The organism is Shewanella violacea DSS12 (assembly GCF_000091325.1).
Lineage (GTDB): Bacteria > Pseudomonadota > Gammaproteobacteria > Enterobacterales > Shewanellaceae > Shewanella > Shewanella violacea.
On the sequence record NC_014012.1, the window covers coordinates 1,844,469 to 1,868,577 of the forward strand.

Genomic DNA, 24,109 nt, shown 5'->3' on the forward strand with positions numbered 1-24,109 from the left:
CGTCTAGCTATTATTTCCGGCTAAATTATTGGGCGGGTCTTGTTCTGCAAGCTTGGACTTAGTTGGACTGAGTTCAGCTTGAGAGGCTGGATAATCAGTGTCACTCGTGATGTAAATCAAGGTTGCGGCCGATGACAAGAACCTGATTGGTCAGGTTCTCGTTTATCAATATCGATTTAGTTTATGGCAATCATTAATCGGAGCAGCTCTTAGGGACTAGGATGCAGATATATTATTATTTTTACTGTAGCAAAGGCAAAGAGACACAGAGTCAGCGAAACGAAGTGCGTGAGGCTTGTCTATCTCTATGCTGGCAAACTCGACCCAAGCGTGGGTCACTAACGATGTCGAGTACTTGACCGGTTAGGTTTTCCAATAATGAAAATCGATTGTGTTCAACTAATTCAATGATCTTTTTGGTCATTGTGCGATAATTCAATGCATCATCCATATTGTCGCTGTTACGAGCTTTAGCGGCGCTGTAATGGATTTCAGCATTGATTAAGATATCTTGTTTGTTCTGAATTTCATCGTCCTTGATACCGATAAATGTCCTAAGACGTAGATTTTTGATGCGAATGATCGCGATTTCTGGTCTCATACTAGTCATTGCTCCATGCTGAAATTAATTATTATTAAGAGTTATCTATTACTAAGCCTATCAATCTATTAGTTAATCATGAAGGATTATATTTATATGCCAAGAGTTGATGCCCAATCCGTTGCCTATAAAGGGTTCGCTATCATGGCATTTATCGTCGTGATCTTAGCCGGTATTAAGACGGCAAGCCCAATTGTGGTTCCATTTGTGCTTTCTGCATTCATTGCCGTGATCTGTAATCCGGTTATTGGCGCAATGACACGCTTTAAAGTACCAAGATCTTTCGCTGTTCTCATCTTGATGGTGTTTATCGTCATGATGGGTCTGTGGCTAGCGCAAATTGTCGGCAGTTCAATCAACGAGTTTTCTAATCAGCTGCCGCAATATCGAGATCAGCTGGTGGATCAATTTGGTTGGATAGTCCAAAAGCTACAGGCACTCAATATCATCATCACCAAAGAGCAGATCTTGGCCTATTTCGATCCGGGTATTGCACTCTCCATGACCACTAATATGCTCACTGGAGTCGGGGGGGTGATGGCTAATCTGTTTTTAATCATACTCACAGTGGTGTTTATGTTGTTTGAGTCTCAGACTTTACCTAAGAAGCTACATTTTGCTCTGGATGATCCCGAGATGAGAATGCAGCAGATAGATAAGTTTTTGCACTCGGTCAATCAGTATATGGTGATTAAGACACTAGTGAGTCTGGCTACGGGCGTGGTTGTTGGTTTTGGCCTAGCTATTATCGGGGTGGATTATGTGCTGTTATGGGCGGTCATCGCCTTTCTGTTTAATTACATACCCAACATAGGTTCAATCATTGCCGCCATTCCTTCTGTGCTATTGGCCTTTATTCAATTAGGTCCAGCAGCTGCTGGGGCAACGGCTCTACTTTATTTAGGCACAAATATGGTTATGGGGAACCTAATAGAGCCTAGGTACATGGGTAAAGGCTTAGGTCTTTCTACCTTAGTGGTTTTCCTGTCATTAATTTTCTGGGGCTGGCTATTAGGCTCTGTAGGCATGTTATTATCGGTACCCTTAACCATGATTGTCAAAATCGCCCTGGAATCGAGTCCGGGAGGGAGTTGGCTAGCGATATTGTTGGCCGATGATGTTGATGATGATGATGTAAAGCCGGACGATAATGAGAAAGAGGATATGTCTCAGACCGTTTAATCTTATGGGTGAGACTCGAGTACTAACAAAGCCACATTTACGTGGCTTTGTTGTTTTTATAAAGAAAGTAATTTCGACAAGTGAGTGACATGCAGTTATTTTTTGATGAATTAAACAAGATGACTCTGGGAGAGGAGGTTAATCGCCTTTTTCATGGTCGGGGTGGCTTATATCCGGAAGCTGAACACATCTGTCTGGATTGGTACCCGCCAGTGCTTCTGTTAACCAGTTTTAAGCCCCTAGAGTCTGATACTTTAGATAAGTCGGTAGAATTGATTCAACAGAGGTGGCAAGCCCTTAAAGGTGATGAAGCGCTCAACCTTGTTTATCAGTATCGCAGCGGCGGACGTACACAAACAGATTTGATAGAAGGTAACGTTCCTGAAAAGCATACTGTTTTGGAGAACGGAGCCAAATATCATGTTCATCTGCTGAAAGGGCAGAATCATGGTTTATTTCTCGATATGAAAAACGGCCGTCAATGGGTGAGGGAACACGCCCAAGGCAAGAAGGTGCTCAATCTTTTTTCATATACCTGTGCATTTTCTGTGGCTGCACTGCAAGGTGGTTGTGACAGCGTGGTTAATATCGATATGAGCAAGGGGGCCTTGTCCATTGGTAAGCAGAATCATCTTCTCAATGGGTTTCATGCTGGGGCACGTTTCTTTGGCCATGATATCTTTAAGTCTTGGGGTAAGTTAACCAAGCTTGGTCCCTATGAGATGATTATTGCCGATCCGCCAAGTAACCAAAAAGGCAGTTTTGTCGCCACTAAGGATTATTCTAGACTGTTGAAACGTCTGCCAGAGCTATTGAGCGAAGACGGTGAGGTTTTATTGTGTCTCAATGCGCCAGAATTGAGTATTGAATTTCTGATGAATCAAGTTGAAGAGTTTAGCCCGACACTTGAATTTGTTGAGCAACTGGTTAATCCAAGTGTTTTCGCGGATATAAGTAAAGATAAAGCGCTTAAAGTGCTCAAGTATCGGCGTAAACCACCTAAGTCAGAGGCATAGAAACAAGAGACTAAATACTAAATACCAGTTCCAAATGACAACTGGTATTTAATTATTGCGAATTAGCTAAGAGATGCTCCTGAGTTAGCCAGTCTAGCTCAAATCAGTAATTCAGTTTTTCATGGATAGTCGATTGACCATGGGATTCTATAATATGCTCGACTTTTGCCTTATCTATATATTTTAAGGCCGATATCTCAGAGAATAGCCTATCCTGTACATCGATAGGCATGTTCATCATATCCATAAACATGAATATGTTGAGAGTGTCCCCCTGACCAAATAGGTCAACGAGTCTTCCTGCTTCAAATTCAACAAGCGCATTCATTTTTCCGTCCTCCATAAAACTCAACGAGGTTCCCACAAATATTCATAGGTATCCTTAATTGATAGCAGTTCGGGGATAGAAGCCTAGATTTTTTTGCAGCTAAAACCTACCTCTTAGTCCTCAAGTGTATAAAGGGGTGAAAGTCTTTCAGTTGCGGTAACGGTTTGTTGCTGTTTTTACGGTTTTTTCGATACTTTTAGCTTTCAAGTGAAACCAAACTGAAAGTTTTATGTATTGCTTGTGGATTCCTGATATAATTAGGCCAAGAAGTCAGTAGAACATCTGCCACTTCCTATAATGGCAAAATGTCATCAAAGTAATGACATGCCTCAGACCTTACAAACTGGATTCGGAGTTGTTATGGAAGTTCAAGAATACGAAAGCGCATACTACCAAGTACAAGATGAAGTGATAGAGTCTTTGCCTGTTGAGAAGGATGAAGATGCGTTTTTGGATTAAGGAACAATCCTCAATTCGAGAGTTAATCTAGCTGTCGCTAGAATAAAAATAGCAAGCTTAGCTTGCTATTTTTTTGTCCATTTTTTGATTAATACCAAGCGGTATTTACGGCATTAACTAGCTTAAATCTAGGGTCACATCTAGGGTCACTATGTTTAAGCTCGTTGCCTTGCTTCTGAAGCGCTAAACTCTCGCTGAATGACCACACCTTTATATCGATTGGTATTAGTTAAGATTACCTTTCTCGGGGAGCACTTCGACAATGACCCATTGAGAGTCGATTTTATGCAGTCGTATGGTCCTATCGTCTATCCAGGCTGCACCGGCTTTAAGCCCCTGCATTTTTACGATAACGGTAATATCGTCGGTGAACTTTCTGAAAAAATCGATATCTATCTCTTCGATCTCCATGGTTACTTCTGTCATAGAGAGGTTGAGGACATGCCTCTGTACCGCTGAAGCTATGTAGTAGTGGCCGAGTATCTCTTTCATCGGCTCATTGACAAATTGTTTGGCCTTGTTGACATCCCGTTCTACATAGATGGCATGAAAGAAGCCGAGAGAAACCTGTTCTGGGGTTCTGATGGATAAGCTATCTGAGCTATCAGGATTGCAGCCAGCAAGAAAGAGAAGACTAAGTAGGGCGATAATTTTCATAAAGATTGATTTTTATGTATCGAGTAAGGTTTGAGCCAGTATCGCTATTCTATTGCAGCAAGGCAAGGCTGATGACTAGTATTAAACCTATTAAGCATTTTAATTCTTGACAGATAGGCATTATTCAGTCATATCTGAATGAATAACTTTTACTGGTTATCCACAGAATCTGTGGACAAGTATGTTGAAGACTAGATGCATAACTTTTAAGTTCATGTTTAATATGAACTTAAACTGCTGGTTAAAAAGTGTCGCATTTTTGTTTTGAGTGATTTATCGACACCATTTCGAATATCCTTCCCTTCTTATCTAAAAAAACCTCTCTAGCCTGTGGCTAGAGAGGTTTTTGTCTTAATCTGCTGGGATTTAAGCTTGATCACCTTGTGCTGCTTGAATCGCCGTCAGAGCAATGGTGTAAACGATATCGTCTACCAGAGCACCACGAGACAGATCATTTACCGGTTTGCGCATGCCCTGGAGCATAGGACCGATACTGATCAGATCTGCACTTCTCTGTACAGCCTTGTATGTGGTATTACCCGTATTGAGATCCGGGAATACAAATACTGTTGCCTTGCCAGCAACAGGACTGTTAGGTGCCTTAGACTGAGCAACATTTGGCATTACAGCTGCATCGTATTGAAGTGGACCATCTATGATAAGGTCCGGACGCTTCTCTTTGGCGATTCGTGTTGCTTCACGTACCTTATCTACATCGGATCCAGTACCTGAATCACCAGTAGAGTAGCTGATCATAGCCACTCTAGGCTCGATGCCGAAGGCGGCAGCAGATTCAGCTGACTGGATAGCGATGTCGGCAAGTTGCTCGGCATTAGGATCTGGATTGATGGCACAATCACCGTAGACTAATACCTGATCCGGCATCAACATGAAGAAGATAGACGAGACCAAACTAGCCCCAGGTGCAGTCTTAATCAGCTGTAAAGGAGGACGTATGGTATTGGCTGTGGTGTGAACGGCACCGGAGACGATACCATCGACTTCATTTTGAGCGACCATCATGGTACCCAGTACCATGTTGTCTTCCAGTTGTTCACGAGCTACAACTTCAGTAAGACCTTTATGACGACGCAGATCCAACATAGGCTCCACGTAACGTTCACGGACAGTTTCCGGATCGATTATCTCGACACCTTCACCTAAGGTCACGCCTTGTTGGCTTGCAATACGCTCGATCTCTTCTCTATTACCAAGAAGAATACACTTAGCGATTCCGCGCTCGGCACAAATACTAGCAGCCTCAATAGTACGAGGCTCATTACCTTCGGGTAGAACTACGGTGCGGTGTGCGGCTCTTGCCAGCTCGGTAAGCTTGTATCTGAATGCCGGTGGCGATAGGCGGTGCTCACGAGGAGAGTTCTTGGTGGCAGAGTCGATCCAATTTTGATCGATATGACCGGCGACGAACTCCTGAACTTCTTCAATACGCACGGCGTCATCCACAGGAACTTCGTGATCGAAGCGCTGGATATTGAGCGATGTCTGCCAAGTATTGGTATCGATCAAGAATACCGGTAGTCCGGTTTCGAAGGCTTGTTCACATAGAGCCATGATCTCTGGCTCTGGCTCATAACTGCCTGTTAGTAGCAGGGCGCCAATCTTGACACCATTCATAGAGGCCAGACAAGCGGCTACGATGACATCAGAGCGATCCCCTGATGTAACAAGCAAGGAGTCAGTCTTGATGTGCGTGACCATGTTGGGAATGCTGCGAGCACAGAAGGTGACTTTACGCAGACGACGAGAGTTCATATCGCCGGCATTGATGATCTTAGCCCTAAGGTGCTTAGCAAGATCTGAGGCGCGAGGCGCAACCAGATCTAGGTTGTAGGGCACGCTGCCTAATATGCGCAGTGAGCTCTTACCCGGTAGTTGGAACATGTTCGAAGCATCAGAGCGCTGAATCTCTTGATTATCGAATACTTCTGAAAGATCTGGACGTGTGCGTCCTTCTTCGTCTACAGGGGCGCCAATCTTATTGATTATGGCGCCTATGATGCGTTTGTTCTTCTTTCCGCCCCAAGTAATATGGGCTATCTCTAAACGGTTCATTAAGGCCGTGGCTGTCTCATTGCCTGGTGTGGCGACGAAGATGACATCGGCATCCAGAGCCTTAGCTATGGCATAGTTGACGTCAGCAGAGAAAGGGTGATTACGGGTCTGTACGATACCTTCAATGACCAAGGTTTCTGTGTCATCGGTTGATTCACTGACGCGAGCAATGATCTGCTCCATCAAGACATCAGTCTTATCGCCACGAATTAAGGCTTCTGCATGAGCCATTTCGAAAGGTTCGAGTGGGTTCACCGTAGGTGACTTACTCAGAACTGTGGTTGAACGCTCAGGTCCCGAGTCTTGTGGACGCTGTTGAGCGATAGGCTTGAAGAAGCGAACCTTAACACCGTGGTGTTCGAAGGCACGAACTAGGCCTAAACTGATAGAGGTAAGACCTACGCCTGTACCTATGGGGATTAACATAATATTGCGAGACATAACAACCTCTTGGTGACGCTCTAAAAGGCATGATCTTGTATCTATCATGCCGAACGGTTTAGCTTAATCTATGACTTGTATGACGGATTCGAGGCAATAAATATCGCCTCGAATCAGCCTATATTCATTTACTTCAGCAGGCTCATAGCATCTTCTGCGATGACCCACTCTTCGTTGGTTGGGATAACCATGGCGATTGGGCCATTGTCTGTAGTGATCTGACCTTGATTACCAAAACGTGCAGCCTTGTTGCGCTCATCATCAACTTCAAAGCTGAAGATTTCTAACAGACTAAGTACTTTAGCTCGGATAAGATCTGAGTTTTCACCTATGCCGCCGGTGAATACCAAGGCGTCCAGGCGACCTAGTGGCACTGTATATGAGGCTATGTATTTTGCTAAGCGGTAGCAGAAGATATCTAGGGCCAAGGTGGCTCCCTTATGGCCTTCTTGATAAGCCTCTTCTATGCCGCGACAATCATTAGTTAGCTCTGAAATTCCCAACAAGCCACTCTGCTTGTTCATCATGTTGTTAACTTCATCTAAGGTGTAACCTAGATGGCTAACTAGATGATGTATGATGGACGGATCGAGATCACCACAACGTGTACCCATGACTAAGCCTTCAAGAGGCGTGAGTCCCATAGATGTATCGACACTCTTACCACCTTTGATGGCTGTGACCGAGGCGCCGTTGCCTAAGTGAGCACAGATAATATTGGTCTCTTCGATATTCTTACCGATAGCCTTAGCTGCTTCACGACTGATGAATAGGTGGCTGGTTCCGTGCATGCCATAACGACGAATGCTGTTTTCACGATACAACTTGTATGGCAGAGCATAGATAAAGGCTTTCTCTGGCATGGTTTGATGGAAAGCTGTGTCGAACACGGCAACCTGTGGCAAAGCTGGGAAGGCGGCTTGGGCGGCGCGAATACCAATCAGGTGAGCTGGGTTATGCAATGGTGCTAGGGCTGCACAATCTTCGATGCCTTGAATTACAGACTCATCTATGATGACAGAATGAGTGAATTTCTCACCGCCGTGTACGACTCGATGGCCGATAGCCAAGATCTGTTCGGCAATTTCTGGATGTGCGCTTAAGATATTATTAACGATATATTCTACTGCTTCACGGTGAGCAGTGAAGGCACCTAAGCGGGCTTCTTGTTTCTCACCATTGACCTTCCACTTGATACGAGAATCTTCGAGTCCAAAACATTCAGCAAGACCTGAGATCTGGTCATTGCCCGTAGAGGCGTCTATAACCGCAAATTTTAATGACGAGCTACCGCAATTAAGTACCAATACCAGTTTGTTTGACATGTTTAAACCTTTTGTAATGCTGTGATTATTTATCACTGAACAATATGACTTCATTGGCATAAAAAGCCGAAGTCGCTAGAAGTGCTCCGGGGTCGGAGCCTGAAACTGCTTATTAGCTATCGCAAGGCCTTGGGGCTCTATTGCAGCATGTGCTATGGTAAAAGCAGTATCCATAAAAATAGGTGTATTAGTTGAGCATTCAAGTTATCAAAACACTGGGCGATGGTCGTCGGTATATGAAGACTTGGCCTATGGTCAGACAACTTAGTTTTTACTTTCCCGAATATCGGGTCATCAAGGCGACTCAAGTCGCGGTGACCTTGATGCCGGTTCTTGCTCTCTTGGCTGCAACGAGTCAAGTTTATATCCATGGTTGGGACTTCTTGCCCCAGGCAATCACAATTGCGCTATTTTTTATCAGCCTTCCTGTACAAGGTCTGCTTTGGCTCGGCTGGCGTGCTCGCCATCCCTTGCCGCTTTCTTTGCTCGATTGGTGCCAGCAACTGACCAATAAACTTTCCAGCATGGGGGTTAAGCATAGTCCCCTTGGTCCGAGAGCGTGTTATCTCGATATGGCTCTTATTTTAAAAGCGGCATTCGAACGATTAGATCAAAGTTATTGGGAAGAGCTATAAGTTTATCGTTAATACCTAAGCCTATATCCTCAATTACCGCTAGTAGATGGCCTTAATCCCAGCGTCTACAAAGACCTTTTTAATCTGTTCCATGGTTTCGCTCGATGGTGGTGAGATATTATCCAGTTGATATGTCTCTCCCATCGCTTCCCATTTATGTTTTCCTAGCTCGTGATAGGGCAGTAGCTCCACTTTCTCAATATTTGTCATGGGTTTGAGAAAATCAGCCAGGCGTTGTGCCGCCCCAATATCATCGGTAAAACCACCTACAACCACATAACGTATCCAAGTTTTTTGTTGTTTCTTATTCAGATACTGAGCGAAGTCTAAGGTGCGGTGATTGCTGACCTGAGTCAGGTCTATATGTCTTTGATCGTCAATATGCTTGATATCGAGCAGCACCAGATCGGTATTGTCGATAAGTTCATCTATGATTGGCGTATATTTTCGTACAAATCCATTGGTATCCAGGCAAGTATGAATGCCTTCTTTCTTACATTCTGCAAATAGTTCCGAGACAAATTCGGCTTGTAATATCGCTTCGCCGCCACTGGCGGTTACACCGCCGCCGCTCGCTTCGAGGAAGGGGCGATAGCTGATAATTTGTTCCATGAGCTCTTTAACTTCGACTTCACTTCCACCGTGAAGATCCCAAGTATCTCGGTTGTGACAGTATTGGCAACGCATCAGGCAACCTTGCATAAAAGCGATAAACCTTATGCCTGGCCCGTCAACGGTACCAAAGGATTCCAGTGAGTGGATCCGACCTTTTACTGTCATTATTTCTCCTCATTTTAATGAGTCAGGCTGCGCTGGTTTAATTACCTTTGCAGCCTGACATCATAGAAGCTAGAACTAGGACTCATCTATACCAGATAAGTTCATTACATACCCTTAGTAAATGTGCGGGTTATAACATCCTGCTGCTGTTCTGGTGTTAAGGCATTGAATCGAACTGCATAGCCAGAGACTCGAATAGTGAGCTGAGGGTACTTGTCCGGATTGACTATGGCATCTTCGAGCATCTCACGATTCATCACGTTGACGTTCAGATGTTGACCACCCTCACGTGACTCGTTATGAGAGAAGTAGCCATCCATCAGTGCCGCTAGATTAGTACGTCGACCATCATCATCTTTACCTAGTGCATTTGGCACGATAGAGAAGGTATATGAGATACCATCTTGTGCATGGGCAAATGGCAGTTTAGCCACTGAAGTCAGAGAGGCTACGGCGCCTTTCTCGTCACGACCATGCATAGGGTTTGCACCCGGGGCGAATGGTGCACCTGCTGGGCGACCGTCCGGTGTGGTACCTGTCTTCTTACCATAGACCACGTTCGAGGTGATGGTGAGGATAGACTGAGTCGGTATGGCATTGCGGTACATCTTCATATGACGAATTTTCGCCATAAAACGTTCGACCAAGTCACTGGCTAAGTCATCGACTCGCGCATCATTGTTACCGAACTTAGGATAATCACCTTGGATGTCGAAATCGACGGCAATACCATTTTCGTCGCGGATTGGCTTAACTTTGGCGAACTTAATCGCAGACAGAGAATCGGCGGCAATGGATAAACCTGCGATACCACATGCCATAGTACGGCGTACATCACGGTCATGAAGTGCCATTAGGGCAGCTTCATAAGAGTATTTGTCATGCATGAAGTGGATAGCGTTGAGTGCAGTGACATATTGAGTGGCTAGCCAGTCCATCATCTTATCCAAACGATTCATAACATCATCAAAATCTAAAAATTCAGATGTGATGGCATCGGACTTAGGACCGATTTGGGCCTTACTCTTCTCATCCACACCACCGTTGATGGCGTAAAGCATGGTTTTGGCTAAGTTTGCACGAGCACCGAAGAACTGCATGTGCTTACCGATTACCATAGGGCTAACACAACAGGCGATGGCGTAGTCATCAGACTCGAAGTCTGGGCGCATTAGGTCATCATTTTCGTACTGGATTGAGCTGGTGTCGATAGAGACCTTAGCGCAGTACTTCTTGAAGTCTAATGGTAGTTTCTCAGACCATAATACTGTGATATTTGGCTCAGGACTTGCCCCCATGTTGTACAGGGTATGCAAGAAACGGAAGCTAGATTTAGTGACCAGAGTACGGCCATCCAGGCCCATGCCGCCGATAGACTCAGTAGCCCAAATAGGGTCACCAGAGAATAGTTCATCGTATTCAGGAGTACGTAGGAAACGAACCATACGTAGCTTCATCACGAAATGGTCGACCATTTCCTGAGCTTGCTGCTCGGTCAAGGTACCATTGTTAAGGTCACGTTCGATGAAAATATCGAGGAAGCTTGAGGTGCGGCCAAGAGACATGGCGGCGCCGTTCTGGCTCTTAACTGCGGCTAGATAACCGAAGTAAGTCCACTGAATGGCTTCTTGAGCATTGGTTGCAGGTCTAGATATGTCGAAGCCATAGCTGGTGGCCATCTGCTTCATCTGACCCAATGCCTTGTGCTGCTCGGCAATCTCTTCACGAAGTTGCATGGTGGCGCTTAGGTCTTCACCGATTTCGAAACGCGCTTGCAAGGAACCGAATTGGGCAAACTTGTCGGCCATCAAGTAATCGATACCGTAAAGGGCGATACGGCGGTAATCACCGATAATACGGCCACGGCCATAGGCGTCCGGTAAACCTGTCAGTATGCCTGATTTACGACAGCCCATGATTTCTGGGGTGTAGATATCGAACACGCCCTGATTATGAGTCTTACGGAGCTCAGAGTAGACGTATTTGATCTCTGGGTTAAGGACGCGATCGTATGCCTTGCAAGAACTTTCTACCATGCGGATGCCGCCGTTTGGCAACATGGCTCGCTTTAGCGGTGCTTCAGTCTGAAGACCCACAATTGTTTCGAGTGATTGCTCGATGTAACCGGCTTCATGGGACGTGATGGTCGATACCTTTTCAGTATCGAAATCCACTGGTGCATGAGTCTGGTTTTCTTGTTTGATGCCAACCATCACCTTGTCCCAAAGCTTAGTGGTCGCTTGGGTTGCTTCGGCTAGAAATGATTCATTGCCTTCATAAGGGACGTAGTTTGCCTGGATAAAGTCACGAACATTGACTTGGGTTTTCCAATCCCCGGCGGTGAATCCTTCCCATGCGTTGGCAAACTGTTCAGTTTTTTCGGTCATAGCGCAAATACCTTCTGTTTAGAAATTAAACTTGATTATCGTTTTGTGCTTTCGCGAGTGCGGGGCGACGATAAACAAACCAATAAGTGAGTCCTACGAAAATAGCGCCGCCCACTATATTGCCTAAAGTGACCGGTATGAGATTGTGGAGTATAAACTGACTCCAAGTTAGATCGGCAAACTGACTAGGGTCTATCCCTGCATTTGCCCAAAATTCGCTTGTTGCGACTTGCTTAGTAAAAATACCCATGGGGATAAGAAACATGTTAGCGATACAGTGCTCAAAGCCTGCGGCGACAAACATGGCGACGGGTAATACCACGGCAAGTAATTTGTCGGTGACGGTTTTGCCTGCGTAGGCCATCCAAACTGCCAGACACACCATGATGTTACACATGATGCCTAAGGCGAATGCCTGCAAAAATGTATGGTGTAGCTTGGCGACTGCGGTTTTCATATAACCTAAACCGAGTAAGCCATGAGCGCCTTCATAGTGTTTCGAGGCGATCATGAGACCGACCAAGAGCATGGCACCGATAAAATTGCCCAGATACACGAGTCCCCAGTTACGCATTAATGCCTTAGTGGTGACGCGCTTGCTGGCGCGGGCTGTGATGGTTAATACGGTAGAGGTAAATAACTCCCCGCCTAAGACCACCACTAACATTAAACCTAGGCTAAAACAGAGGCCACCAATGAGTTTATTGAGTCCGTATGGAAGGACACTGCCTCCGGCCGTAGCAACGACATAGAAGACAAAGGCTAAACCGATAAACATGCCGGCTGTCATCGCTAGGATCAGCGTAGACATAGTGTCTCGATTGACTTTAATTACCGCAGCATCTTCCACTTTCAGTGCGGTGGCGGCTGGGGTATTAGCATCAAACGGACTTGGACTATTTTTCATGGTTCGCCTTTTAATTGCCTTGTATCGGTTATGTAAACCAATATGAGCTTTATTCTTAGTCAATGAGACCGTGTAGTATCTAAAGTGATTCCTGATAAATCTAGTATAAAAAACGTGTAATTAAATTTCGTGACCTTGGTCTAATTGTCGGCCTAAAACTCAACATGATGTCATTTAAGTACAGAATTTTTTAACTTAGGCTGAACATCGGCATTGGTTTAGACCTCTTGCCCAATACTCGGTGTTTAGCTGCAAGCTCACTGAGATTCATCACATCTTACCAGTTTCAATTGGTAAGACCAATTTACCGCTCGATATTAGCATAGTCTGAAAATGACAGCACTCCTTGTGGGGAATGTAAGCATGGGTAATTATAAAATTGGGAGCAAGGTAACAATTGTATAGGTCAGCCTAATCAAGGGGAACTTTAGGCATGCAAATTGCTAGTTTAGTCGGGGGAGGGAGTTAAAGAGATTATGCCGCTAGGCTTGTTCAGCATCATAATTGATGTGCACAATCTAGTCTCTGTGATTTGAATGATGAGTTAAGACTTGTATCTTCATAGCGAATGAATAATCGGTATCTTTCGATACCGATTATTCTAGTTATAACGTCGGAGCTGTGTGATTAAAGCTTTAATTCGTATTGCAGGTAAGCAAAGCGACCTACGTTACTGTATATACTTTGATCATAGAAAGGCCAGTCATCCCAAGAGCTGAATGAAGGTTGCTTATCAAACAGGTTACGAACGCCGAATGAAACTATCTGAGCACCGGTGATGTGGTATGTGCTAACAAGATCCCACTGAGTGTAACTGGCATGATGATATGGTTTAGTCGTCTTGTTGCCATCTTCGTCAATTTCAACAATATCGCCAATCAGATTACAGGTTTTATTCTGGGTATCATATTTGTTATAAGCACTGTAACCAGGTAAATAACGAACACTCAATGTGTTAACCCAATCACCTGTGGTTAGGCTTAAGTGTGCATTACCATCCCACTTACGCTCAGAACCGTCATCGATCCCATCACAAAGAGGCTGTATCGCAGATGTTTGTGATTCTTTTGACAGAAACTGTTCAGCATGTATGCCTGTATCTATCGAACCAAAGCTAAATTCATGAGTGTATTTTAGATCGTAAGTAATACCTGTCGCAGACTCTTGAGTTAAGTTCTGTAAGTTAGTTTGGACATAACCTCGCTTATCTCCTCTTACTTTACCATTGTGTCGAACTACTAATTCTGTATTACGTCCAGCGGCTTCATCATCTAAAATCTCTTGCAGAGACAAGCTGCCAACTATGTTAGTTAGCTCAAGGCTCCAGTAATCCATAGTCAGAGATAAATCATCGGTAATATTGTACGCGAAACCAAAACCGTATGATGTAGATTCTTCAGGTTCCAATAGTGGGTTACCACCACCGTGTGAATTTATTTCTTGCTTAGTACAGTCACCAGCACTTGATGAACCACCGTTTGCAATTTGCTGATTACACAAACGAGTATCCACGCCTTTAGTGACACCTGATGATACAGCCATAAACAAGTTGTCTAAATCAGGAGCTTTAAATCCTGTACCATAGTTTGCGCGTAATAATAGTGTATCTATTGGGCGATAACCTGCACGAATAGAGTAGGTTGTTTCACTTGCATCTGAAAGTCCCCAGTCTGCTGTATCATGACGTACAGCCAAATCTAAGTTTAGCTCGTCCAGAAGAGGTATAGATACTTCGGCAAAAATACCGACATTACTTGAATCGCCACCACCATTAGAGCCTGCACCACCAATCACTTGGCCGGCAACGCTAGCTGGATCAGATCTATCTTGGTACTCTTCGGTGCGATAATCAACACCAAAAGCCGTACCTATATCGCCAGCTGGAAGTATATCTTCGAAGCCACCACTCATTGACCAGCTTGATTGAAATAAACTAAATTCACCTGTTCTGTGAATGGATGCCATAAGGCCATCACATGTCGCTTTCAATTCTGTAGAGCTACAATCGTTTAGGGCAAATGGATTTAAAGCGCCGTTATTAAAAGCGTTAGCAAGCTCTTTCTTTAACAACTGTCCACTACGACCAACTTGACGACCTGTACTGGTTGAATAACCAATATCGAATTGAGTGCCCCACATATCATTGATTGTGTATTCAGCACCGAAAACGGCTTCAAATGAGTCATTGACGTTGTCTTTTTCACGGTTGCCAAAATCCAAGTAGCGACGACCAACTGAGGCACTTGTGCCTGCTAAGCTCTCATCGTTTAATGAATTCATGAAAAAGTCAGCAGTGGCCGGGTCATTTTTATAGATATCATTACGGATAAAATCTTCAAGATATGGACTGTCAGACACATCTACGATTCCTGGTGAGGCACCGTTAGAGGTAATGGTTTCCATTCGTGTATATCTAAATTGGCCATTTAGAACAAGATCGTCGGTTGGAGTATAGTTAAACGAGGTGAACATGGTCACCTTGTTGGTCTTTGGCGCCACTTGATACAGAGGTGCGAAGTCGTACTTACAGCCGCCCCATGAATTACTTTCTTGACAGTCAGACCATGGAAGCGTTGGGTTTGCATATACAACCTTGCCATCGTCACCGGTTACGATTTGACCAGCATCATCCAACTTAGGCATATATATGTCTAAGAAACCTGGAATACCATATGAACTTCTTCCTTCATGCCCTGCAGCACCGGCTACATAGGCTGAGTTGCCCATTTTACGGTCACTAAATTGAATGGCTTCTTTTGTCAGATATTCACCAGCAAACATGATGTTTAGATCGTCTGTAGAGGTACCGACGACCATTTGCATTTGGAATTCATCACCATCTTGGTGTTTGGTTCCTGCACCGTATTTAGCTTTAAAATTGAAACCATCAAAATCAGTTTTGGTGATGATGTTGATCACGCCAGCAATGGCATCAGAGCCATAAATTGCCGATGCAGAATCAGTCAAAACTTCAATTCTTGATACTGCTGCCATTGGAATTTGGTTAATATCTGTGAAGACACCACCAGCAGCATTCTTGGGTAGGCGACGACCATTTAATAGGATTAATGTGTAACTTGAGCCAAAGCCTTTTAATCCAATGCTAGATGCACCGGCAGCTTGGCTTAGTGTTGATGATTCATTAAAACCACCTACGGAAACGGTATTACGTAAAAATTCTGAGATTGTTGATAAACCTGAATCTTCAATATCTTTAGCTGTTAATACGTTGACAGGTGTACTGCCTTCCATATCGGTACGCTTAATACGTGAACCTGTTACTTGAATTCTTTCTACTTTATCATCATCACTTGCAGCAAATACGGCTGGCGCAGTTAATGCGGCTGTTGCAGCACCACTGATTAGTGCGAAACGCACGGCTTTAGCCATTTTTGAGTTTGGCAGCATTTTATTCTCCCTGAATCTTATTATGTTTTTAATAACTTTGGTGTTTAATTTTTATATGGCGATCGTTTTCTTACTGGTTACTCTTGTTAACAAGGGTTGGCAGTGGTTAACGAATATCGCTGTCGCGGGGGATATAAGCACATAGTGGTAACATCTGCAATAGTGCCTACAGTCGATAGAATAAGTCTGCCTAGCGTTACCTTTGCAACATTAATGGCTATATTTGTTAACAATCTGAGTGCCGAAATAATGTTAATCAATAAGTTGCGCTTTCTTGAGGGGCTTTTTTTTGGGTTATTAAGAGATTCTGTTCGCTAAGTGAGCGATGTTGATTGTGTATCTGTGTTGCTTTGGTTTTGATTGCAACATCCTGGCAACCTTTAATGTTGAAAATAGACGCCTGACTGAAACATATATGACCAAGTTGTGATTAAGGTCACGCTCTTGTTTCTGTCAGGCTTGTTAATGGATGCTTTAAATATGAACGATTTTACATATTGGTCTTATATGTAAATAAGCGATCCTTAGGATTAATGAGTCGTAAGCATTAGCGTTCTATTAGAACAAAGAGCAGTCCATCAATTTAGACGGCTGTTAACATGAGTTTTCGTAATAAAGTGATAGGTTATTGACGGGGCATTTGACGAGGGACATTTGATGGGGGGATTGGGCGGCGTTATTGGTGATACTTAAGCCTTCCAACTCCTTGGCTTGTAGTGTGATAAATATCGATATGTGACATATATGACCACAGCCGTTGCGATAAGCAGTTCTCCCTCAGCTGCTTGTTGAATAAGGCTGGTAAATTGATTAGCGCCATAGGTTTTAGTAAGCCAGTAGTAAGTTTTGAACAGAGCTGTTGCGCCTATAACCATAGGGAAGGTAAATGCAGCATAGCCAGGTGAGAAGGGGAGCCTCAACAAATGAAAGAAGGCGAGATAGATAACCGACGTCATTAAGACTGCAATACTGAGCAGCAGTGCCACAACCACAATAGAAGGCTGAGTGCTAATTGTCAGGTATCCGGCCAATGATAAACTGGCGGGAGCGGCAAGTATGGCTATGGTCGGTTTAGCTGCATCGGCAATGGGGGCGCAAAATATCAGGCGATATAGCATGATTGGTAACATGATGAGGTAGCACAAGATGCCGAAGTTTAATATGGCGTTGGCAATCCAGTGTAGGCTCTGATTGGTTGAATCGGCGTAGCTTGGAAAACTTACCGCGGCGACTATGATGCCAATCGGCGGTATGAACCAGCTAGGCAGCATATGTTCTAACTTAAAGTCCACAGCCCTATAAAAGACAAACATGCAGAGGAAGACCAGATGGATAAGTATGGCCAGCAACCAAACAACTTGGCCCAAGCTTGGTAATTTTTGACCCAGAGCGTTGGAGATTATCATGAGCGCCATGGCAAACGTTGGGATCACGCTGCCTATGACAGGATGGGTGAGCTCTTTATATAAAACCTTTGGATGAAGTACAAATTTAATCACTAGGCTGGTAAGCAAGATTGCTGCAATAGCTGAGCTGATGATTTGGCTCCGACCGTCCATTGTAGGAAGCATGCTCTCCCATGCCCAACCTAGACTAGCGATAGCGAGTGCCAATCCGGCCATAGGGCTAGGTAAACGAGCGGCTCGTTGAGACAGGTGCTTAAAGGTAGATTTCATCTCTACTCCCTAATTAATAAGTGATGACTCAATGTTAAGGGAATAGATTGTTTAAAAATATTTGATTCTAATGATTCATGGATTCAATTTAATTGAATCCATGTTCTCTGACTTATATAGGTTACATACTAGCTTGGTTTGAGTTTACAACGTAACAAGGTATGCCCTAGCCCAATGTCGTCGATATCCTCATCGACATATAGTCCGGCTTGGGAGATAAGGCTCAGCATATCTTTTGAGTGATACATTCTACTGTCACCATTAGCCATAGCGGTGAAGTAGATAGAGGTGGCATTGACACAATATGCGCCAGCCTCGAATGGCTGCCTGTCCCAATAAGTCTCTAAGATACACAGCTCACTTGCCATTGTCATACTCTGAGCGGTACGTTTTAGAATGCTTAAAATTTGTGGTTTGGAGAAGCAATCTAAAAATTGGCTCATCCAATAAAGGTCGCCTTCACGGCAGAAAGCTTGTGATTCATTTAAAAGATTGCATTCGAACCCTTTGACCCGATTGGCTACACCTTTATCCTCAGCATTTTTTAAGGCGACCGCAAGCTGGCCAGGGAGATCCATGATGGTGATGTTAACCTCGCTATCATAACCAGTACATGCCAAGGCCCATTTACCGGTATTACCGCCAACATCGACAATATGTTTAGGCTGGTTTTTAAATATTAAGGGCAGTAATGGGCCAAAAGCATGATCTGAATAGTAGTGATCGAATTCGAACCAACTCTGTTTTACTTGCTCGGGTAATTCACTAAGACTTGGATAGATAGTCTCCCAATCACCGAATACTTTTAGCCCCTTTGGCTTGCCCTCGACGAGTGATGCCTCTAACTCGTATACACCTTGGTAGCAGACATCATGGACAAAATTCAGGTTAACCTTGGCCATATCATCGTGTAAAAGGAAGTAACCTATCTTATCGAGTCGATAATGAGTGTCGCTTTGCCAAACGAGCCTCATACTCAGGCCCATATCCAGTAATACACTCACGGCATATTCAGAGAGCTGGGTGCTCTGTTGAATATCTTCGAGTAAACAGCCAGATTTACCCGAGGCATCTATCTGCTCTAATATGCCAAATTTGAGTAAACAGCGTGCTACCTGAAAACTGATAGGGGCGAAAGCAATTTTTTGCGCTTCAAATTTTGCATCGAAAGCACTGATATCCTGTGGAGACTGATAGAAAGGCATAGTAAATGTAGACTCGGTTATATAAGTAAAATCGCAATTCACTCTATCATGCTGGAAGAAAATAACAGTATGATTTATCCGAGTATATTTGTACTTTTACATTAACTTGTGATGAAGTCGGTACTTGTCGATAATAACGTCTATCAGTGGGTTACCGCCTCGAGCATGTCGGAAAATACACTTGGAAAAGTACCCATACCGATCACTGTCACTATGATTAACCAAGATGTGAGTCTGTCTCTCATGGGGAGTTTATATGGGAGTGAGGAGCTTTTGGCCTTACCTAGCATGACCATGATGATCCTCAGGTAGAAGTACAGGCCGATCACACTGGCAATCACCAAGAAACCTATTGGCCACCAAAGCTGACCGGAGATTGCGGCAGTGACAAGATAAAACTTGCCCATAAACCCTATCGTTAATGGTATCCCGGCTAAAGATAGCATAAGTGCACTTAAACATGTTGCCTGCAGAGGTTGCCGCCAGAAAAGGCCGCTTAATTGGCTGATTGAGGTGTTTTTTTCCAGCTGCATTAACACTGAGAAGGTGCCAGTTAAGGTGATCATATAGGCGAGTAGATAAAAAATCATCGCTTCGAGATTAAAGCTTATATCATCGAGTAGGCTGTTATTACTCTCGAGTAATAACAAAATAATCAGCAAGTAACCAAAATGAGCGATAGAGGAGAAGGCTAATATTCGTAGCAGTCTATCTTGTTGGAGTGCTAACAAATTACCCATGAGCATAGATGCGACTGCAACTAGGGCAATGACGTCTAAAATTGTGCTATTTGTATGCCAGTTACCATAACTGAACATTCTCCATAACACGATAAAAGCTGCCAATTTTGACACAATAGCCAATAGTGCCGTAGTAGGCAGGGGGGCTCCTTCAAAAATGTCAGCCACCCACAGATGACAAGGTACCAGAGACAGTTTGAAGCAAAGGCCTATAAGAATAAAAATCATCCCAGTAGTGGTTAAATTCAGTGGTGAACTCACTAGATATAGCATCTTGCTTGTCGACACTGAATCGAATGTCAGGCTGCCCGTTTGCAGATAGATGAGCGCGACTCCCATGAGTATCAAGGCCGAAGCCCCGGCCGATAGCACCAGGTATTTTATGCCAGCTTCCTGACTATTAGGATTGTTATTTGAATAAGCGATAAGCCCGACGAAAGAGAGGCCCATTAGCTCTAAGGCCAGGAAAAAACTGGCGAAATGCTGACTGAAAATCATGGACACTGCGCCCAGACTGGCGGTTAATAACAGCAGGTAATACTCTTCATAGGTGTTATCTGACTTATCTAGCCAATGATAAAGCTGGGACCAGAGAAAGACTAAGATGACTAATAACCCAGCTGAAATGAAGGCGTTGACCGGAGTGAAAATAAATAGCAGCTCAGACATGACTGGGGCGTCAATCAAGGAGATTTGAGCCAGAGCGGCGCCAATTACCCCCACTCCAGTGATCAAAAAAGCATGCAGGTGCGAGCGTTTTAAGGAAATACTCAGTAGCAAGATCAAAATGGTGCTCAACAATATGCTGGCCGGAAGGTAGTGAATACTCATAATGCACTTCCTGTTATGGCGTATAGCGCGAGCACTTGGGTTAATGGCTGCTCTAGCATGTCCAATAGTGGTTGAGGGTGTAGGCCTAAGAGTATCAAGCCTGCTGCAATCGACATGAGCGTCCATTTCTCCTTCAGGCTAAGATCTGGATAGGGGCTTAAGGGGCCTGGTGCTTTTGGGTGTTCAGCCACTGGAAGGCTTGCTTGATCTTCTGTGTCATTTGTAGGGGCTGTCTCGGTGGCTAAATTCTGCGGCCTTAAGTTTGCTGAGCTAAAAGGTCCAAAGAAACTCTTTTGAATCATGCGCAGGGAATACACTGCGCCAAGTATCAAACCCAAGGAGGCTAGAGCGGTAAAGCTAGCGTGCTGGTCTAACGCGCCGACCAGTACGAGAAACTCCCCGATAAAATTGCCCAGGCCCGGCATGCCTAGCGATGCGATGGCGAAGAAGAGCCCCATGGCGCTCAGTTGTGGTAAATAGCGCCATAAGCCAGCAAATTGATGCAGGTCTCGGCTATTAAATCTTTGTTGTATCAGGCCGACTATCATAAACAGCGCTGCGCTGCTTAGACCATGGGCGAGCATCTGCATCACGGCGCCCTGAAGTGCAATTATGTTGAGGCTAAAGCAACCTAAGAGTACGAAGCCCATATGGCTCACACTCGAATAGGCCACGATGCGTTTCAAGTCATGTTGAGAAAAAGCCATCAAGGCGCCGTAGATGATGCTCAAAACGGCTAGGCTCATCATAAGTGGCGACCAAAACTGCACCGCGTCGGGAAACAGGGGGAGTACGAATCGTATGATGCCGTAACCACCTGTCTTTAAAAGTATTGCCGCCAATATAATACTCGCCGGAGTGGGGGCTTGGGTGTGGGCATCGGGTAACCAGGGGTGCAAAGGAAAGGCGGGCAGCTTGACCAGAAAAGCGATAATAAAACCTAAACAGATCCAGATGGTCATCGGGGAAGTGATGGGCGTGAGAATGAGCACATGGTAGTTGAAGCTTAAAAGGCCTGTTTGCTGATAATGAAATACCACTAGGGCTATGATGCTCATGAGCATCAATAAGCCGCCGGCCTGGGTAAACAAGAAAAATTTCAGCGCGGCATATCGACGGTTTTCATGTCCCCATATGGCAATAAGAAAATACATGGGAACCAACATGACCTCCCAGAAAACGAAGAAGAGCAGCAGATCCATCGCCAGAAAAACGCCTATGATCCCGGCTAAGGTCCAGAGAAAATTGAAGTAGAAAAATCCCTGATGTTTTTCAATCTCACTCCAGGCCGAAGAGAGGGCGACGATCCCCATCAATAAGGTCAGTAATATCAAAACAAGGCTTAATCCATCCATGGAAAAGTGAGCCGTAATGTTAAGCCTGTCAATCCAGACATGGCGCTCATCGAAAAGCCACTGACTGCTTAGGGCAAGTGGACGGGTTAATGTCAGCCCCCCTAAATAGACTAAGCTGGCAACGAGTGTCAACAGAGATATTCTGCGCGGCAAGTGTGGATTAAAGGCCTGACTGTACCAGGCAAGCAGTCCGCCCAGGAGTAGTATTAAGATTAACAAAGATAACGTCATCTTATGACTCCCCAAGCGATCGCTAAGATGCTGAATAAAATCAGACTGGCGCTGTAACTCCTAAGTTGCCCTGTCTGCAGCCGATTGAACATCAGGTGGAGTCGATAGCTAATGGTCTCTAAGGCTCGAAAACTAGCATCGATAATGTCATGGCGATTGAGGTAAGTGAGTTTTTTAAAAGGTGTGATAAATACACTGGCAAGCAAGGTATCAAAGCCCCAGCCTGAACCTATAAAACGGCCTAAACCTACTCTATTAACGGGTTTGTCCCCTCTTGTTTGACCAAATAGAAACCAGGCTAAGATCACACCGATTAACGGTACTAGGATAGGTAACCCATGTTCCAGAGGCGTCAGGCTTGAAGATGAGTCAAGGGTTAATTCGCCAAACTGGTGTAAGACCCCTTGTGGCTGAATGCCGCCGAATAAAGCTAGAATCATCAAGACAATAAGGACAACCCCCATCACCGCCGGGGTTTTATGGCTAGGCCCATGACCAAGCTTTCCCATGAAAATAATAAAGAACAACTTGGCACTGTATAGCGAGGTAAATAATGCGCCTATCAGGGCTCCCCACCAAAGGAGTGGCTGATCTGCCAATGCCACCTGTTCTAGAATTAACTCCTTGCTGAAGAATCCTGATGTCATGGGCAAAGAGGCCAGGGCGGCGCAACCTATGGCAAAGCTCAGGGTCAGTAAAGGCAGCTTCTTACTCAAGCCGCCCATCTTCATTATGTTTTGCTCATGGTTCATGCAATAGATCAAGGCTCCGGCACTGAGAAACAGTAGGGCCTTGAAAAATGCATGGGTCATCAGATGAAAGATTGCCGTAGATGCGGCGCCTACGCCTAAGGCTAAAAACATATAGCCAAGTTGACTGATGGTTGAGTAAGCCAATATACGTTTAAGATCCGTTTGAAACAGTGCCGAAGTCGCGCCAAGCAGTAGGGTCAATACCCCAATAACGGCGATAAACATCAATACCTGAGGGGCGAGTTGGTATAGGGCATCATTTCTTGCGATCAAGTATATGCCGGCGGTCACCATAGTTGCCGCGTGAATGAGCGCACTGACAGGTGTTGGGCCCGCCATGGCATCGGGTAACCAGGAGTGTAGTGGCATCTGCGCCGACTTTCCTGCGGCTCCGGCAAATAAGAGTAGGCAAGAAAGTACAATTAACGGGTTTTCACCCGGGATATTAGCGAGTAGAAATGTTTGAGATTGCTGCTGTATCTGTTGAATGTTGACGGTATCAAACTGATAAAACAGCAATATAATTCCGATTAACATGGCGGTGTCGCCAATGCGAGTGATGATAAAAGCCTTGTTGGCGGCTTTGTTATTGTCAGTTTTTTGATACCAAAAGCCGATCAAAAGATAGCTACATAGGCCCACGCCTTCCCATCCTAGATAGAGGAGCACCAGATTATCGGCAAGCACCAGAATTAGCATGGAAGACACAAACAGATTTAAGTAAGCGAAGAAGCGGCATTGGTCGGCATCTTGGATCATATAACTTGCCGAGTAGATATGGATCAGGGCGCCGATACAGCAGATGATGGTTATCATCACCAGAGATAGAGGGTCTAGATATAGGCCAAAGCTCAAGTTTAGTGAAGCTGTACTTTGAGAGGCTAACTCCGAAGATGCTAATACAGAAGAGCCAATACTCAGCCACTCACCCAAGGAAGCCTGAATGATAAACAGATCTTCATTCCAGACTTGTACATTGAGTATAAGGGCTAACAGACCTGCCAGGCTTACAGAGCTAACCCCTAGTATTCTTGTCCACCGCTCATTGGGCTGACATAAAATTAATATTACTGCGCTGCAAAGGGGAAGCAAAGGAATGGCCATCAAGAGATTATTCATC

The 24,109-nt window shown here is 44.6% G+C and carries 16 protein-coding genes and 1 pseudogene; 3 read left to right on the top strand and 14 right to left on the bottom strand.

The window, feature by feature from the left end; all coding sequences use genetic code 11:
* Positions 1-216: 216 nt before the first annotated feature.
* Positions 217-601, bottom strand: a pseudogene (gene folX, locus SVI_RS07585) (dihydroneopterin triphosphate 2'-epimerase).
* A gap of 96 nt (positions 602-697) precedes the next feature.
* On the opposite strand from folX, the gene SVI_RS07590 reads away from it, so the two are divergent.
* Entirely contained in the window at positions 698-1,783 is a 1,086-nt protein-coding gene (locus SVI_RS07590; protein ID WP_041419777.1) for an AI-2E family transporter, read from the top strand.
* A gap of 89 nt (positions 1,784-1,872) precedes the next feature.
* Complete coding sequence (locus SVI_RS07595; RefSeq protein ID WP_041419778.1) at positions 1,873-2,799, top strand: class I SAM-dependent methyltransferase; 927 nt, start codon at positions 1,873-1,875, stop codon at positions 2,797-2,799.
* A 103-nt stretch (positions 2,800-2,902) separates the two neighbouring features.
* On the opposite strand, the gene SVI_RS07600 is transcribed toward SVI_RS07595, so the two are convergent.
* The 4 genes from SVI_RS07600 to ackA form a co-directional block, all read right to left on the bottom strand.
* A complete protein-coding gene (locus SVI_RS07600) occupies positions 2,903-3,127 on the bottom strand; it encodes a hypothetical protein (protein ID WP_013050894.1) in 225 nt (74 codons plus the stop codon).
* A gap of 684 nt (positions 3,128-3,811) precedes the next feature.
* Entirely contained in the window at positions 3,812-4,243 is a 432-nt protein-coding gene (locus SVI_RS07605; RefSeq protein WP_013050897.1) for a nuclear transport factor 2 family protein, read from the bottom strand.
* Positions 4,244-4,609: 366 nt separating this feature from the next.
* On the bottom strand, positions 4,610-6,757 hold the full coding sequence (pta, locus tag SVI_RS07610; protein WP_013050898.1) for a phosphate acetyltransferase: 2,148 nt from the start codon (positions 6,755-6,757) through the stop codon (positions 4,610-4,612).
* A 128-nt stretch (positions 6,758-6,885) separates the two neighbouring features.
* Positions 6,886-8,082: an acetate kinase gene (gene ackA / locus SVI_RS07615; RefSeq protein ID WP_013050899.1), complete on the bottom strand. Its 1,197-nt coding sequence runs from the start codon at positions 8,080-8,082 to the stop codon at positions 6,886-6,888.
* Positions 8,083-8,273: 191 nt separating this feature from the next.
* On the opposite strand from ackA, the gene yfbV reads away from it, so the two are divergent.
* Positions 8,274-8,717 (top strand): terminus macrodomain insulation protein YfbV, encoded by a 444-nt coding sequence (yfbV, locus tag SVI_RS07620; protein ID WP_013050901.1) that lies wholly within the window; start codon positions 8,274-8,276, stop codon positions 8,715-8,717.
* A gap of 39 nt (positions 8,718-8,756) precedes the next feature.
* On the opposite strand, the gene pflA is transcribed toward yfbV, so the two are convergent.
* The 9 genes from pflA to nuoL form a co-directional block, all read right to left on the bottom strand.
* Entirely contained in the window at positions 8,757-9,497 is a 741-nt protein-coding gene (gene pflA / locus SVI_RS07625) for a pyruvate formate lyase 1-activating protein (RefSeq protein ID WP_013050902.1), read from the bottom strand.
* A 104-nt stretch (positions 9,498-9,601) separates the two neighbouring features.
* A complete protein-coding gene (pflB, locus tag SVI_RS07630) occupies positions 9,602-11,884 on the bottom strand; it encodes a formate C-acetyltransferase (RefSeq protein WP_013050903.1) in 2,283 nt (760 codons plus the stop codon).
* A 25-nt stretch (positions 11,885-11,909) separates the two neighbouring features.
* The gene (focA, locus tag SVI_RS07635; RefSeq protein WP_013050904.1) at positions 11,910-12,791 is read right to left on the bottom strand and encodes a formate transporter FocA; all 882 of its coding nucleotides are present in this window, start codon (positions 12,789-12,791) and stop codon (positions 11,910-11,912) included.
* A gap of 627 nt (positions 12,792-13,418) precedes the next feature.
* The gene (locus tag SVI_RS07640) at positions 13,419-16,199 is read right to left on the bottom strand and encodes a TonB-dependent receptor domain-containing protein (RefSeq protein WP_013050905.1); all 2,781 of its coding nucleotides are present in this window, start codon (positions 16,197-16,199) and stop codon (positions 13,419-13,421) included.
* 689 nt (positions 16,200-16,888) lie between these two features.
* Entirely contained in the window at positions 16,889-17,875 is a 987-nt protein-coding gene (locus tag SVI_RS07645; protein WP_013050908.1) for a TDT family transporter, read from the bottom strand.
* Positions 17,876-18,003: 128 nt separating this feature from the next.
* Positions 18,004-19,080, bottom strand: a complete 1,077-nt coding sequence (locus SVI_RS07650; protein WP_013050909.1) for a methyltransferase — start codon at positions 19,078-19,080, stop codon at positions 18,004-18,006.
* A 143-nt stretch (positions 19,081-19,223) separates the two neighbouring features.
* Entirely contained in the window at positions 19,224-20,651 is a 1,428-nt protein-coding gene (locus SVI_RS07655; protein WP_041419779.1) for an NADH-quinone oxidoreductase subunit N, read from the bottom strand.
* Positions 20,648-22,237, bottom strand: a complete 1,590-nt coding sequence (locus SVI_RS07660; RefSeq protein ID WP_041419780.1) for a complex I subunit 4 family protein — start codon at positions 22,235-22,237, stop codon at positions 20,648-20,650. The genes SVI_RS07655 and SVI_RS07660 overlap by 4 nt, the downstream gene beginning before the upstream one ends.
* Positions 22,234-24,108: an NADH-quinone oxidoreductase subunit L gene (nuoL, locus tag SVI_RS07665; protein WP_013050912.1), complete on the bottom strand. Its 1,875-nt coding sequence runs from the start codon at positions 24,106-24,108 to the stop codon at positions 22,234-22,236. Before nuoL ends, SVI_RS07660 begins: the two co-directional genes overlap by 4 nt.
* Between the last annotated feature and the right edge of the window lies 1 nt (position 24,109).